At 56.5% G+C, this 15,181-nt stretch carries 16 protein-coding genes; 2 read left to right on the top strand and 14 right to left on the bottom strand.

The features are described 5' to 3' along the window. A partial coding sequence (locus ACEQWH_RS06685) for a class I tRNA ligase family protein (protein WP_370229078.1) occupies positions 1–1,208 on the top strand: 1,208 nt, incomplete at its 5' end. A 97-nt stretch (positions 1,209–1,305) separates the two neighbouring features. Beyond that, positions 1,306–1,761: a methylated-DNA--[protein]-cysteine S-methyltransferase gene (locus ACEQWH_RS06680; RefSeq protein WP_370229076.1), complete on the top strand. Its 456-nt coding sequence runs from the start codon at positions 1,306–1,308 to the stop codon at positions 1,759–1,761. Here the strand turns inward: ACEQWH_RS06680 and ACEQWH_RS06675 are convergent. From ACEQWH_RS06675 to ACEQWH_RS06610, 14 genes are all read right to left on the bottom strand, one after another. Then, entirely contained in the window at positions 1,758–2,450 is a 693-nt protein-coding gene (locus ACEQWH_RS06675) for a phosphatidylcholine/phosphatidylserine synthase (protein ID WP_370229075.1), read from the bottom strand. The genes ACEQWH_RS06680 and ACEQWH_RS06675 overlap by 4 nt on opposite strands. Positions 2,451–2,496: 46 nt before the next feature. Continuing rightward, the gene (locus tag ACEQWH_RS06670) at positions 2,497–3,816 is read right to left on the bottom strand and encodes an ATPase (protein WP_370229074.1); all 1,320 of its coding nucleotides are present in this window, start codon (positions 3,814–3,816) and stop codon (positions 2,497–2,499) included. 147 nt (positions 3,817–3,963) lie between these two features. Then, complete coding sequence (locus ACEQWH_RS06665) at positions 3,964–4,449, bottom strand: prepilin peptidase (RefSeq protein ID WP_370229072.1); 486 nt, start codon at positions 4,447–4,449, stop codon at positions 3,964–3,966. Beyond that, entirely contained in the window at positions 4,449–5,297 is an 849-nt protein-coding gene (locus ACEQWH_RS06660) for a tetratricopeptide repeat protein (protein WP_370229071.1), read from the bottom strand. Before ACEQWH_RS06660 ends, ACEQWH_RS06665 begins: the two co-directional genes overlap by 1 nt. A 34-nt stretch (positions 5,298–5,331) precedes the next feature. Next, positions 5,332–5,907 carry a tetratricopeptide repeat protein gene (locus ACEQWH_RS06655; protein WP_370229070.1) on the bottom strand — a complete coding sequence of 192 codons (576 nt, stop codon included), beginning with the start codon at positions 5,905–5,907 and terminating at the stop codon, positions 5,332–5,334. A 9-nt stretch (positions 5,908–5,916) separates the two neighbouring features. After that, entirely contained in the window at positions 5,917–6,894 is a 978-nt protein-coding gene (locus tag ACEQWH_RS06650; protein ID WP_370229069.1) for a type II secretion system F family protein, read from the bottom strand. Between the two features lie 10 nt (positions 6,895–6,904). Continuing rightward, on the bottom strand, positions 6,905–7,873 hold the full coding sequence (locus ACEQWH_RS06645) for a type II secretion system F family protein (protein WP_370229068.1): 969 nt from the start codon (positions 7,871–7,873) through the stop codon (positions 6,905–6,907). 5 nt (positions 7,874–7,878) lie between these two features. Continuing rightward, on the bottom strand, positions 7,879–9,318 hold the full coding sequence (locus ACEQWH_RS06640; RefSeq protein WP_370229067.1) for a CpaF family protein: 1,440 nt from the start codon (positions 9,316–9,318) through the stop codon (positions 7,879–7,881). A gap of 12 nt (positions 9,319–9,330) precedes the next feature. After that, the gene (locus tag ACEQWH_RS06635; protein WP_370229066.1) at positions 9,331–10,653 is read right to left on the bottom strand and encodes a CpaE family protein; all 1,323 of its coding nucleotides are present in this window, start codon (positions 10,651–10,653) and stop codon (positions 9,331–9,333) included. A 275-nt stretch (positions 10,654–10,928) separates the two neighbouring features. Beyond that, entirely contained in the window at positions 10,929–11,573 is a 645-nt protein-coding gene (locus ACEQWH_RS06630; RefSeq protein ID WP_370229065.1) for an OmpA family protein, read from the bottom strand. A 12-nt stretch (positions 11,574–11,585) separates the two neighbouring features. Further along, on the bottom strand, positions 11,586–12,983 hold the full coding sequence (locus ACEQWH_RS06625; protein WP_370229064.1) for a type II and III secretion system protein family protein: 1,398 nt from the start codon (positions 12,981–12,983) through the stop codon (positions 11,586–11,588). A 190-nt stretch (positions 12,984–13,173) separates the two neighbouring features. Further along, positions 13,174–14,034, bottom strand: coding sequence for a Flp pilus assembly protein CpaB (gene cpaB, locus ACEQWH_RS06620; RefSeq protein WP_370229063.1), 861 nt, complete (start codon positions 14,032–14,034; stop codon positions 13,174–13,176). A gap of 178 nt (positions 14,035–14,212) precedes the next feature. Further along, entirely contained in the window at positions 14,213–14,416 is a 204-nt protein-coding gene (locus ACEQWH_RS06615; protein ID WP_370229061.1) for a Flp family type IVb pilin, read from the bottom strand. 141 nt (positions 14,417–14,557) lie between these two features. Beyond that, positions 14,558–14,779, bottom strand: a complete 222-nt coding sequence (locus ACEQWH_RS06610; RefSeq protein WP_370229060.1) for a hypothetical protein — start codon at positions 14,777–14,779, stop codon at positions 14,558–14,560. Positions 14,780–15,181: the final 402 nt, after the last annotated feature.

Raw genomic sequence — 15,181 nt, 5'->3', positions numbered from 1 at the left:
TGGACGTGTGGTTTGACTCAGGTTCTACCCACTCTTTCGTGCTGCGCGATCGTGAGGATGGTACCGAGGACGGTATTGCGGATGTCTATATGGAAGGCACCGACCAGCACCGCGGCTGGTTCCACAGCTCGCTGTTGCAGGCCTGTGGCACCAAGGGCCGCGCACCGTATCGCAACGTGGTGACCCATGGTTTCACTCTGGATGAGAAGGGCATGAAGATGTCCAAGTCTTTGGGCAACACGATTGTGCCTGAAGAGGTCATCAAACAGTACGGTGCCGATATCCTGCGTCTTTGGGTGGCGCAGACTGACTATACAGCCGACCAGCGGATCGGGCCTGAGATCCTGAAGGGCGTGGCCGATGGCTATCGCCGCCTGCGCAACACCATGCGGTATATGCTGGGTGCGCTGGGCAATTTCACCGAGGCAGACCGCGTTGATCCAAGCGAGATGCCAGAGCTGGAGCGCTGGGTGCTGCACCGCTTGGCGGAGTTGGATGTGAAGGTCCGCGAAGGCTATCAGGCCTTTGATTTCCAAGGGGTCTATTCCGCGATCTTCAATTTCCCGACCGTGGATCTGTCGGCGTTCTACTTCGATATCCGCAAAGACGCGCTTTACTGTGACGGCAACACGTTGCGTCGCCGCTCGGCACGCACGGTTATGGACATCCTGTTTGAACGCCTGACCACGTGGCTGGCGCCGATCCTTGTCTTCACGATGGAAGAGGTCTGGCTTGAGCGTTTCCCCGAGGAGGGCAGCTCTATTCACCTGGTGGACATGCCAGAGACACCGACTGCGTGGCTGGATGCGGATCTGGCTGAGAAATGGTCCAAAGTGCGCGCCGCGCGCCGTGTCGTAACGGCCGCCTTGGAAGTCGAACGCACCAACAAGGTGATCGGCTCGTCGCTGGAGGCCGCTCCCGTGGTTTATGTAACGGATGCCGATTTGGCCGCGCTGTTGCAGTCGGTGACCTTTGAGGACGTCTGCATCACCTCTGCGATTTCCGTGGTGGAAGGCGCAGCACCTGAGAGCGCCTTTACGGTGCCAGAGGTCGACGGTGTTGCAGTGGTCTTTGCCAAGGCCGAGGGCAACAAATGTCAGCGCTCCTGGAAGATCATGCCCGAAGTCGGCACGGACCCGGATTTCCCGGACGTGACATTGCGTGACGCAAACGCTTTGCGTGAATTGCGGGCCGCTGGTCTGTTTTAAAACACACGCGCGGCCCGCCCCCACGGGGGAGCCGGGCCGCGCGGCGCAAATCGTTGCGCGGGTTGCGTTTGGCGCACCCATTTGAAACAGTTGCCCTATGGCAGTTGCATGTTTTGACAGCCCCGTCGGGCGTCTTTCTATCACAGAAGAAAATGGCAAAATCACTCGGTTAAGCTGGGGCGGTGCCCCTGAGGGGCACGCCGATGTTTTGTCACAGGCCGTCGCGCAGCTGGCGGCCTACTTCGCAGGCGACCTGACCGCGTTTGATCTGCCGCTTGAGGTGCATGGCAGTGATTTCCAGCGCGCAGTCTGTGAAGAGATGCTGAAAATACCGTTTGGTGACACGGTCACCTATGGCGACATCGCCAAAGCGCTAGGCGTGCCTGCGCAACCGGTGGGTGGAGCGTGTGGTGGCAATCCGATCCCGATCATCATTCCCTGTCACCGTGTCATGGGGGCGGGTGGTAAATTGACAGGGTTCTCTGGCGCTGGTGGGGTCGAGACCAAGGTCACCTTGCTGCGTCACGAGGGTGCAGCAGGTCTACTGATTTAGCGGCGTTCTGGAATGATCTGCTGCACGACGCCGACGCTGACCAGATAGACAGAGGTCACGATCAACCCCCAATGCGCCCAGCTTTGCGGGTGGAAATCGACCCAAGCGGCCCAACCGGCAAAGATTGTCCAAGCCAGTGCCATAGGCAAGGACACAGCGCGCCAGCGTTCGGTTCTGACCGGATGAATGAACCGCAAAGGCAGGAACATTGCCAGCGATAGCGCGCTGACCAGTGCCAGTGAGACCCAGAAGTTCGGCTCGATTGCAAAAATCACAATGATCAGCATGTTCCAGCAGCCAGGAAAGCCCGAAAAGGAATTATCTTTTGTTTTCATGCGGGTGTCTGCGAAATACAGCGCGCTGGCAAAGGTGATGACGATGATCGCAAACCAGCCCGTCCAGCCTGCCATGAGACCCGATTTGAAAAGCGCGAAGGCCGGAATGAAGACATAGGTCAGATAGTCGATAATCAGATCCAACAGCACGCCATCAAATTCGGCGGCGTTGGTTTTGACATCGTATTTGCGTGCCAAAGGCCCGTCGATGCCATCCACCGCAAAAGCGACCACAAGCCATAGGAACATAAGGCTCCACTTCGCGTCGACGGCGGCGAGCATGGCCAGCATGGCGAACACAGCGCCAGAGGCGGTGAGCAAATGAACGGCGAGTGCTTTGATACGGGGTGTCATGCAAGTGTCATGACGGAAATACTGCCCCGGCGCAATGGAGGAAGACCTACTTTGTGATTTCCTCGTCTTTCACAAACATATTCGCCCAGGCCCGATCAATCAGATCTGGCGACATTTGGCGAGGCATCGCCTCGAAGTCACAGATCGAGATCATCTGGTCGATCAGGAAGCCGGGCTGATAGTTTGCATAGACATTGTCGATCTCGGGATAGCGGGTCTTCATCAGGTGCACGAGGGCCTGTTCATCCAGCTGCAATCCTTTGGCGCGGGCGACCAGACCAAAAATCTTGAGATAGTCTTCCTGACTCGGGCCATCGACCTTGATCTTGAAAAAGATACGGCGCAGCGCGGCTTGGTCAAAGATTTCATTGGGGTGGAAGTTGGTCGAAAAGATCACCAGCGTGTCAAAAGGCGTTTCGAATTTTTCACCCGATTGAAGCGCAAGGATGTCGCGGCCCTCTTCCAAGGGCACAATCCAGCGGTTGATCAGCGCTTGAGGCGGTTCCTGCTGGCGGCCAAGGTCATCCACGATAAAGACGCCGCCGGCGGCCTTCAGTTGCAGTGGGGCCTGATAGGTGCGCGCAACGGGGCTATAGACCAGATCCAGCATGTCCAGCGTAAGCTCGCCGCCGGTGACAACCGTTGGGCGGTCACAGCGCACATAGCGGGTGTCAAACTCGCGACGCAGACGCAGGGCAAAGCGGTCTTCTCCTTCGCCCTCGGCCTCGGCTTTGGAATGCACGATGGGGTCGTAGACGGTGATCACCTGACCGGCATATTCAACAGCGCGTGGCACAAAGATCTTGTCGCCCAACGAGTCTCGGATACCGTTAGAGATCGAGGATTTACCATTCCCCGGAGGGCCATACATCAAAATCGAGCGACCCGCAGAGACCGCAGGGCCAAGGTGATCCAGCAGATTGTCGGGCAACACCAGGTGCCCCATGGCATCAGTCAACTGGGTCCGGGTGACTTGAATGTTGCGGATCGACTGGCGTTTGACCTGCTCGGCATAGACGTCCAACGGCACGGGCATCGCACCATAGTATTCCGATTGCGCCAAGGCGTCCTGCGCGCGGGCGTTGCCTTCGTCGGTGAGCTGATAGCCCATCTCGTTGGCGTTATTGGCGTTTAGAGTGCCGGTGGCCTCGAGGAATTTTTGTCCGCGGGCCAGGTCGATCAGTTCCTGTGTGACAGCCGTCGGCAAACAAATTGCAGCGGCGACCTCGCTGACCAGCGTCACGTTCTTGCGGAACATGGTTTTAATCAGAATATCGCGCATCATCACGATGGGCAGTTTCATATCCTCCATGCGCTTTGGAGCGGGAGGGGGTGTCACTGTCGTGTCGTTGAGTTGGATATTCATGAATAGGCCTCAGATAGTCTTGGCCTTAACTTGCAAGGCACCCGTGGCGAAATTGGGGCAGCGGGGTGGCAAATTTAAAGACGAATAGGCAGGCTTTTTCACGTCCCAAAACAAGTTGAGAGAAATAATTTCTTTTATTTCATGTATTTAAATAAAGGGCGTGGCCAGATAAATGATCAACGCTGGGCCAAGGGCCAGACCCATTGGGAAGTCTTTCTTCATGTTCCAGCTGTCCCAATCTGGAAAGAGCCGCCGAAGGCCCGTGTGTTTTGCGACCCTGTGGGCGGCCCATGCCGCAAGCAAGGCGGTGGCAAAGATCAGTGCGATCTGGGACAGGTCGCTCAGCGCTACAAAAGGCGCTGCCGCTGCAACGAATTTGGCGTCGCCCGCGCCCACCAGCCCGCCAGCGTTCAACCCCATCCCAATCAACAGCGCCACCACAAGGTGGGTGTATCGCCACAGATAGACGTCAAAGGGCAGGGCAATCAGCCCAACGACCGCGAACACTGCGAACAGTGCCACCACCGAAGGGTTCGGGATGCGCATGGATTTCATGTCGCTATAGGCAACATACAGACAAATCGGAACGACAAAGGGCAGAAACCACGCCGCCGCCCAAGGAGTCAGAGACATCAGCTGCTTTCCAACGCGCGCAACGAACGCACGGCCGCTTCGAAATGCTGCGGGTGCGTGTCGATGGCTTCGCGCAACAACGCTTTGCCGGTCTGAACGTCACCCTGTTTGATCGCTGACAACGCGAGCGTGTGCAGCAATTGCGCTTTCTCGGTTTGCTCAAGTGGGATCACCGGCAGGGTATAATTGCGCTGTGCACCCCGTGCCAGAACCAGGTTGTTCTTGGCGGTGAACAGGCTGTCGTCATTGCGCAGTGAATCCATGAACAAGCGCTCGGCGGCGGTGAAATCTCCGCGGCTGAGTTTGGAATAGCCCCAGTTGTTCAGAACCCCGGCAGGGCGGGTCGTCAGACCGACGGCAATCTCATAGAAACTATCGGCTTTGTTCCATTCCTGATTGCTGTCTGCAACGATGGCTTCCAGACGATAACGCTTAAAGCTTTCGTGCGTCGGCGGTACTCCGTCCAGCACTTTGTCAGCCTCTTCCCAGCGACCTGCGCGGATCAGCGCGTCTGCCAGATCGACCTGATCGTCCAGCGTCGCCTCGGGCAGTTTGACCACACGTTTCCACGCGGCAACGCCCTCTTCGGCGCGTTTCGCGCGCACCAGAGACACGGCCCATCCCCGTTGGAAATCGATGCGTTTGGGGTCTTCGGCGGCCTTTTTCGAGAAATACGCGACGGATTCAGCCGGATCGGCCATCGTCAGCATGATATCGTTCATATTGGCTTCGTCGACAGCGTTAATCGCTTCGACGGCGCGCTCCACTTCGGCTTCGGTGGCTTTTTGACAGCCCGCCAAAACAAGCGATGCACTTAGCCCAAGGCCGATAAGGGTCAAATGGCGCATTTTCTGCGTCCTTTACTGCTCTTGCCCTGTCCAATTATGGCGTGCCGGTCAGCAGGTAGCCCCCATTTCCCAAACGCACCAGTTTGAACTCTTGATCTAATTGTTCGCCATCATAGGCGGAATTTTCCAATTTTGCGAGCGCTAAGCGCAAATTGTCCCGAACTGAGTCACTTTGGCCATTGTCCATCGCATAGGCCTTGCGGAAAATCTGAGCGGCTTCGGCAGTTTCGCCCTGTTCGATCAGCACAACCCCCAGATTGTTCCAGATTTCGGGGCGTGTTTCATTGACCTTGATGGCTTGGCGCAATTGGGTTTCGGCCTGACCCAAACGGCCCAATCCGATATTGGCCGTCGCGAGAGAGGCGAGCACATCGGCGGTAAATCCCTGCTGGCCTGCCGCGCGCGTATAGGATTTCAGAGCAAGTTCAAACTCGCCTGCCTCCATCAGTCGATGTCCCACCAACAGAGGGTCGACCGCTGTGCCGCGCGCGTCGACATCGGGCGCAAAAGGGGTATCTTTGGATGCGCCAAGGCCGCCCGTGTTGCAGGCGGCCAAAGACAGCGTCAGAAGAAGTGGGGCCAGAGTGCCTGTCCCCGGTAGTCGTATCATTGTTGCCCGTTACCCGCCAAAGTTTGCGATATTCGCGACCGACGGGGCGACCAGAATGATCAGAAGCGGTGGCACCGTCAGCATCATTGTGGCAAGGGTCATCTTTGTTGGCAACTTGTTTGCGGCCTCTTCGGCGCGCATCACGCGTTTGTCACGCATTTCACCGGAATAGACCCGCAGAGCTTCGGAAATGGGTGTGCCGAAAGACTGCGACTGGTTCATCACAGTGACAAAACTCGAGACATCTGGCACGCCACAGCGCTCGCCCATGTCTGTCAGAACCTGGCTTTTGTCCTTACCGGCCTTCATTTCGTGGGCGACGATTTCATATTCGTCCGCCAGTGCCGGGTATGAGGCGCGCAATTCCGAAGCCACCCGGATAATGGCCTGATCCATCGATTGACCAGCTTCGACGCAGACAAGCATCATGTCCAGACTGTCCGGAAACCCGTAGGTGATTTCCTCTTTGCGGGCTTCGACGCGGCGGGTGATCCAGTATTTTGGCAGGAAATATCCAACCGCACCTGGGCCCAGAACATACATGATGGTCTGCTGCGTTGTGGCTGCATCCGTGTCCATCGAGGTCACGAAATAGGCCACGCCCAGCACCAGACCGATCAGTCCAAGGCCCATCTGAGCCAGATAAAACGCGCGCACCGCGTCCTGAGATTGATACCCCGCCTGAATAAGTTTCAAGCGCACCGAAGAGAGTTCTTCCTGGTTTTGCGGCTCCAGAAAGGCTTTGTATTTGGCCAGCTTTTCGTTTGGTGACGCGCGGCGCAACTTCTCTTTCTTGGTTTCTTTCTTGGCAACTGCCCCTTCGCGGCCGGCATTGGCCAGACGCGCCATGGGGTCGTCGCGCTCTTTCAGCATCAGCAGGATGGCGATGGCGATAATGCCAAGGCCCAGAACACCCACGGCGATGATCGGTCCAAAGGGGCCAAGCGCGCCGGTCAGGATCGTGTTCAAAGTGTCAAAAATGGGCATATCGCGTTCCTTACACTTTGATGTTCGTCAGAATGCGCATCACAAAGAGGTTGGCGGCAAGGAATGCCCCCACGGCGATACAGCCGGTGATGAACAAGGGGTGGTCGCGGACGCCGTCATAGTAGTTCGGGTCGCTGACGTTGATGAAGATCAGGGCCGCAACAGGGAAGCCTGATAGAAACTTACCGGACCACTGTGCTTCGGCGGTGATCGCTTTGACCCGGCGGAACAGGCGGAAACGGGCGCGGATGACTTTGGACAGACCTGCCAGAATCTCGGCAAGGTTACCGCCTGATTGCTGCTGGATCGCAACCGCAACCGCAAGGAACCGCATGTCCTGCATGTCCAGTCGCTCTGCCATCTCTTTGAGAGCTTCCGAGACGTCGCGGCCATAGGCGCTTTCGTCGGCGATCATGCCAAATTCGGTGGCCAGTGGATCTGGCAGCTCTTTGGCGACGATCTGAACCGCGGATGAGAACGGGTGGCCGACTTTCAGGCTGCGGACCATCAGTTCGATAGCATCCGGCAGTTGCTCTTCGATCAGCGCCATGCGTTTGTTGGCCTTCATCGACACCCATAGATAGACGCCGCCGACACCTACAGCGACGGCAATCACCGCGTTGATCAGTGGGCCTGTGTTCGTGGCAATCGTCATGGCCATAAAGGCCAGTCCCGCCAGCGCGCCCATAATCATAATCAGTTGCTGGGGCGAAAAGGCGATGGCGGCTTTCTGGGCCTTGGAAGCCAACAGGGAATAAAGAGGAATACCGCCGGTTTTGGCGTGTGCCGCCATTTCCTTGCGCAGCTGTTCCAAAACGTCCTGACGTTTCGCGCCTTTTTCCATCATGTCCAACCGGCGGCTGACGCGGTTGTTCAGGCTGATGGATTTGCCAAAGACCGTCAGATACGCGCCTTCGACCAGAACGACGACACCAACAAAAATCAAACCATAAATAAGAAGTTCCGGGCTAATCGGCATCTGACTTATCCTACTGTTGGTTCATAGATTTGCGCAGGCAGGTCATAGCCCCACATGCGGAAACGTTCAGAATAATGGCTGCGCACACCGGTCGCCGTGAAATGGCCCAGGATTTTGTTTTCCGGGGTCAGGCCGGTGCGCTGGAACTTGAACACCTCTTGCATCGAGATCACGTCGCCCTCCATGCCGGTAATTTCGGTGATCGATGTCATACGGCGGCTGCCGTCTTGCAGGCGGCTGGCCTGTACGATCAGGTTCACAGCCGAAGAAATCTGGGACCGCACGGCCTTGATCGGCATTTCAATACCGGCCATTGCGATCATGTTTTCAAGACGGCTGACACCATCACGCGCAGAGTTGGCGTGGATCGTCGTCATGGATCCGTCGTGGCCGGTGTTCATCGCCTGAAGCATGTCGATGACTTCTTCGCCGCGGGTCTCGCCTACGATAATGCGGTCCGGACGCATCCGCAGGGCGTTTTTCAGACAGTCGCGCGGGGAAACTTCGCCTTTGCCTTCTACGTTTGGAGGGCGGCTTTCCATACGTCCGACATGGGTCTGTTGCAGCTGAAGTTCCGCTGTATCCTCGATTGTCAGGATCCGCTCGGCGTTGTCGATGAACGACGACAGCGCATTCAGCGTTGTGGTCTTACCAGAGCCGGTACCGCCTGAGACGATCACATTCAATCGGGTCGCAACAGCGGCCTGAAGATAGGCGGCCATTTCCTCGGAAAACGCGCCAAAGCCGACAAGATCGTCGATGCCCAGTTTGTCTTTCTTAAACTTACGAATAGAGACCAGAGAGTCGTCCACGGCAATCGGCGGCACCATCGCGTTAAAGCGCGAACCATCGGCCAGACGCGCATCCACATAGGGGTTGGATTCATCGACGCGACGGCCGACGGCGGACACGATCTTGTCGATGATCCGCAACAGGTGCTTTTCGTCTTTGAAGGTGATGTCTGTCAGTTCCAGCTTGCCTGAGCGTTCTACAAAAATCTGTTGTGGGCCGTTCACCAGAATGTCGTTGACGCTTTCATCCTGCAGCAATGTTTCCAACGGACCAAGGCCTGTGACCTCGTTATAGAGTTCTTGAAACAGCTGATTGCGTTCCTGACGGTTCAGGACAATCGCTTTGTCTTCAAGCACTTCGGTCGAGATGGCGCCGATTTCCGTGCGCAGCTCGTTTTCCGAGGCTTTTTCAAGTGCGGCGAGGTTCAGGTTGTCCAGCAGCTCGCGGTGCAGATCCAGTTTGATTTCCTGCAACCGCTCTTTGCGCTTGCGGTCCTTGTCCGAGGCCTGCGCCTGTGCGCGGGCCAGCGGCATCGGTTTGCGTAGCGTTGCGTCCACTGGGGGTTTTTCGGCGACCTGAGGCGCGGGCTCCGCGGCCTTTGGCGTCGCGTTTACCGGTTTGGCTTTGGCGTCTTTTTTATAACGGCTGAACATGCTCTTTATCCTCTACCCAACACGCGCTGATTTTTCTTCGAGCTCTGCAAGGCTTTGCGCGAGTTTTGCGATTTCCCGACGAAGCGGGTTTTTGGACGCTGACAGCGCCAATGGTTGTCCGTGGTCTCCGGACGCCTGAACTGCTTTGCCGCCATCAGGCAGCTGAACTTCCATCGAGATGCCAAGGCTCTCAGACATCCGTTTGATGCGAGACTTCCCAGACAGATCGGTGAATTTTGGTGCGCGGTTAAGCACATAGCGCAGTTTTTCAAACGGCATTTCTTCGGCCTGCAAGGCACGTTTCATCCGCATTGTGTTCTGCGCCGAGCGCATGTCGATGTCGGTCAGTGCGAAATAGACATGGGCGGCTTGCAGGACCACTTCAGTCCACTGCACGATGGTTGTCGGCATGTCGACCACGACGAAATCAAAGTGGCGGCAGGCGATGTCCAGAACACGTTGAACGTCTTCGTTCGAGATCAGATCCAGCGGCACCATATCGGTGGGCGAGGTCAGAACGTTCAGCTTGTCTTCGTATTTTTGCAGCGCCTGGCCAAAGCTTTCGCTGTCCATGCTTTCAGTGTCTGTCAAAAGCTCGAGTACCGCGTCGCGGCGGGGCAGGTCCAGATAGGTGGACACAGAGCCAAACTGCAGATCCAGATCGATCAGGCAAACCGTTGGTGCGTTCTTTTTGGAAACAGTTGCCAGTTCCCAGGCCAGATTGGTGGACAGGGTCGAGGCCCCAACGCCGCCGGCAAGACCATGGGTTGCTATCAGAACCCCATGCGCTTCGGGGGCGTCTTTCTTAAGGCTCACCGAGTGCGCGGCCTCTGCATCCGGGGCCGCGTCAGGCACGGCTGCAACAGCAGGCACTGCCTCGGGTTCGGCCGCAGGGACCGCCTCGGGGATTTCGTCCACCACGTCTTCTGCCTGGCGCAGTGTTTCGACGATGTCCATCAGTTCGCCTGATGGCGGTGGATAGGGGATAAATTCGTCGGCACCCATGCGCAGCAGTTGGTGCAGCAGGGCGGGGGTGACGTCCTCGGCGATCAAAAGTGTGCGAATGCCGCGTTTTTTGGCTTCGATGACCACGCGTTTCAGCAGTTCGGGTTCATCTTCGTCCAGATCGTCAATCGCGAGGGCGATAAATTCTAGGTGCTGGGCTTCGGCCTGATCAAAGAAGGTCAGCGCATCAGAAAAGCCAAGGTCGCCCCACTGGTCGCCCATGACTTCTTCCATATCTACGATGAGCAAGTCAAAATTCTGCACATCCCGACAGACCGTACAGGCCAGGATCGGGCGCGGATCAGATTCGACTTTCAAACCACTCTTCATTGCCTATTCCTTAGATGCAGACGCTGCCTGTTTTGTTTTTTTGGCGTTGCCTGTGTCCGACTCGTGCGGACATGGTCATCCTTCAGACTGTTTTTGACGGCGAAGTGGGGCGGAAATTGGGCGAAAAGGGCGTCTAAATGCGGAAATTCTGTCTGGTCATCGCGATTGTTTCGCGTGTTTTGACATTCCTGAAGAACCGCCAACCCGACATGAAAAGACCCGCCAGAGGCGGGCCCAGTTCAAAATTGCGACTTATGCTGCCGCTTGAATTCGAGTTATTCGTTGGTTGATGGCACGGCCGCGGTCGGCAGAGGCACCGCGCTGGCTACATATTCGCGATAAATAATGGCGGCGTATTTGCCATCCAGCACGTTCGGATGTCCGGCAACAAAGCCTGAGACCTCTGTAACGGTACGGCGGTTTTGGCGTTCGCGATCTTGCGTTGCGATGACCGGCTGGGTTTCACCAAACGACACCAAAGCCTCGAGCCGATCACGTGAAATCCCTTGCGAGGCAAAGTAATTCACAACCGCATTGGCGCGCCGTTTGCCCAGACGCTTGTTATAGGCGTCAGAGCCAACCGCATCGGTGTGCCCATAGACGTTAAAGCGCACTTCTGGGAATTGTTTGATCCAGTCAGCCTGCTGGCGCAGTGTTGCGCGGGCTGTGGCGTCCAGCACTGCTGAGTTGAAGGCGAAGGTCACAGTTGTGTCGACCTCTGCAGCAAAGCGGTTGCCCAGATCGATGGTGAACTGCTTGTCGCCGTTATGGATTGCCGTGTTGTGCGCGGTTGCTGATCCGAAGTGGCCCGTGCGATCCAGCTCGGAGCCAACTTCGCCAAACCAGTTGCTATAGGTGTCCTTAGGCGTCGAACAAGCTGCGAGCAGTACAAGTGCGGGCAGGGCGATCAGATGTTTCATAGTCTGCGCTCCCTAGTCCAGCACATAGCCGTAAGATCCGCCAAAATCTTGTTTGGCAACTTCGGCGGCTGCGCCTTTGGGTTTCTTGTTGGCCACAACGCGTCCATGCAGGAAAAGATCCTGTTCTGACGGGGGTTTAACACTGTCGGTGGGCAGGGCAATTGCCTCGCCGACGGTTGGTGTAACCAGATGCGCCGTCACAATAATAACCAGCTCGGATTGGTTGCGCTGGAAAGACGCGCTGCGGAACAGTGATCCCAGGATCGGAATGTCGCCCAACCAAGGAAGCTGGCTTGTGGCGTCTTGGAAATCTTCGCGCAGCAGGCCTGCAATCGCAAAGCTTTCTCCGTCGCGCATTTCAACCGTTGTCGAGGCCTTACGGGTGCTGACCGCCTGAATTGTGATCGTGCCGTTGGTGAAACCGTTGGTCGGATCCAAGGCCGAAACTTCGGTATTCAGTTCCAGATTGATCAGATCGCCGTCGATCACGCGTGGTACAAACTGAAGGCTGACGCCAAAGGGTTTGAACTCGACGGAAATCGTGCCGTTGTCTTGGGATACGGGGATCGGATACTCGCCGCCCGCATGGAACGTGGCTTGCTGGCCTGACAAGGCGCTGAGGTTTGGTTCTGCGAGCGTGCGCACCATGCCGCGTTGCTCGAGCGCTTCTAGAAGAATGCCAAGCTGTACGCTGCCAACGCCAAATTCAAACGCGATACCGCCTGCGACGCCATCGGTGACTGTAATGTCCTGACCCAGCCCGTTGCTACCGCTGAGCCAAGTGCCGGACTCACCGCGTACCGAGTTGCCGGTGATGGCAACACTCGAAGACAGGGATTTGGACACAGAGCGCTGCATTTCAGCAAAGCGCACCTTCAGCATCACCTGCTGAACGCCGCCAACTGTCATAAGGTTGCTGACGCGCTCGGGGGCGTAGCGTTCCGCAAGATCCAGTGCGCGTTGCAGTTTCTGCGCGCTCGAGGCCGTGCCCGACAGAACAATGCCGTCGTTGGCTGTGCGCACGTCGATCTTTTCGTTCGGCAAGATCTGGCGCAGGCGCTCTTTGAATTCGCTGATATCGGCGGCGACGCGGACGTCGACATTGGTGATCAAGCGACCGCTTGCATCCAGCAATGTCAGTGTTGTGGTGCCCGGAGCCTTGCCCAGCACGTAAATCGTGCGGTCCGATAGGGTCGAGATATCGGCAATCGTCGGATTGGCGATGGAAAGCTCCGCGAAAGGGGTGTCGCTTTCTACGACAACGGCGCGGTTCATTGGAACGCCCAACAAAGAGCCTGTGCCATTGCGCATCACGCGCAAGGTTTCAGCCGCACTCATGGTGCTTAGAAGGGGTGTACACGCCAGCGTCGCTCCGACGAGCGCCGCCTTAAGAATATTTCGATATGTCATGTGACCTGCCTCTCGATCACGCCTCTGTTGCGGGTCTTTGCGCCCACGATTGCCAACACCATGCGCCAATTTCACTTTTTTTGCAAGAATCAATGACTTCTCTTGCGCTTTGAACCTGTGAAAGTGATGCGCTGTGCCTCAAATGCAAAGGGCGTCAAACAATGACGCCCCGCTAATCAGTTGAAATGACTCAGTTTGAACAAGGGATTGCGATCTCGACCACATCCGCGCCGCGGCGGGTTCGGATGGTACAGACCTTTTCTTCCTCGGCCACTTCAGCCACGATTTCTTCTTCTTGGATCCCCAGCAGGGATTTCTGATCGACTTCGATGGTCTGCGCCACCGTGTCATCAGCGGCACCGACCAGCGATAGGGATAGACGGCCTGAGTTCTGCGCCTGGGCGAGTGCGGCCACCTGTTCGGGGCTGACGGCCACCGTTACTGTGCGCGCAATACGGCCTTCGGCGGTGTCCACGTCAGAATTCTGGTCGATCGCAATCAGATCGACACCCGCTTGAATAAGCTTGGTAATGTCGCGGTTGCCGCCTTCGCGGGTGGCACGCACCGAGCCGGTCCAATAAACATCAACCCGGTCGCCGGGGCGCAAGAAGCCCGACACGCCGCTGGCCACATCCACACGGATCGCAAATGCGCGCATGCCTTTGGACAGACGAGTGGTCAGACCCGCGCCTTCGCCGGGTTCAGAGATTTTAAGCGCCATAATCGGCTCGCCTGGCTCCATGGGGCGCAGGACATGGCGGACGTCTGCATTATTGTTGGGAAACAGCGCGTCTGCGGATTTAAAGACACCGGCAGGCATCGAATTCACCGGCCATTTGATCAGCAAGACGTTTTGCGGATCAAGTTTGTCACCGTATTTCATAGAGGCATTGGCCACCATGATGTCGACGGTCTCGATCGCAGGCTTCTGCGCTTGGCGTTCCTGCGCCAAGGCACGTTGATAACCTTCGATATAGTTTTGCGCCATATAGACGGCGAAACCGGCAAGGCCGACACCGACGAGCAAAACGACTGCAAAAATACCACGCATGGGGTCCCTCATAAAACTGTGCCGCTTGGGCATTCACAGGCAAGCTGACAGCAGAATGTGGCGAAATAACGGAAAGGGGGGGCTGCTTTTGGGGCGAAATGTCTAAACACAAAAGCACCCTGTCGGGCGCAAAAAATCCGGCGCGGTGGCGCCAGACGATACTCGTTCTTGGGGGGCTTTAGTCGCTTGTTGAGGCGGCGGGTGTTGTCACATCCCAGGCCTGAACTGTCGCGCCAATATCGGCGGCAAGCTGATGCGTCTCGGTTTCAACGATGGTACCTGCTGACACCGCAAGGCCGACGAGGGCTGCGGTCAGGACGACCCATTCGACAGAAATAGCGCCGCGTTCGTCACGAATGAAATGCTCGAAGTATTTTGCCATCGTATCCTCCCGTTCAGAAGGTTTGGCGTTTGCTGGAGAATTCTTCTCCGGGGCGGGCCTGAGGCCACTTATTATGTCTTGGAGTGAAAACGGCCGCGCCGGGAAAGGCACGGCCGAAATCTTGTTCAGATGGTTAGGCTATTAGGAGCCTGTGCCGCCTGCTACGCCAGTTGGAGTAGAAGAAACGGCAACGTTCTGGGTGTCGATGGTCGCGCCAACGTCAGCTGCCAGCTGGTTTGTCTGAGTTTCGATGGTGGAGTAAGCTGCTACTGCCAGACCAACGACTGCTGCTGTAAGAACAACCCAGTCAACTGTTACTGCGCCGTTTTCGTCTTTGCGGAAATTTTTGATAAACTTGATCATGATGTGTCCCTCCATAGGATCTCTAAGTGTGTGTTGAACCTTGTCGGATCCGTTGTTGGCCGCTCTCTCTCATTGGCCTGTTCCCGACTTGGTATGAGCATATATAGCTTTGAGAATGGGGCACGATTGGGGCACGAATGGCACGATTTTTTGCGGTTCGGTTTTTTGTCAAAATTTTTCTTCAAGCATCTGTAATTAAACAATAAAATAATCAATAATATTTTCGACAAAGCGTTTTTTGTACTGCGCAGCCGTGATTTTTCAACTCTGAGGTGCTGCAGTTTTCACAGAAATCCCGCTCTGGGGGATCACTTTTTTGCGAATTTGCGCGTCTGACGTGCCATACTTCTGCAAAGAAAGTTCAAAAGGGCAGAAAAAACGTGACTCGGGCGGTCTCTATAT

Source organism: Cognatishimia sp. (assembly GCF_964229375.1).
Taxonomy (GTDB): Bacteria; Pseudomonadota; Alphaproteobacteria; order Rhodobacterales; family Rhodobacteraceae; genus Cognatishimia.
Note: the sequence above shows the minus strand (reverse complement) of the source record. Positions and strands in the feature narration are given on the sequence as shown.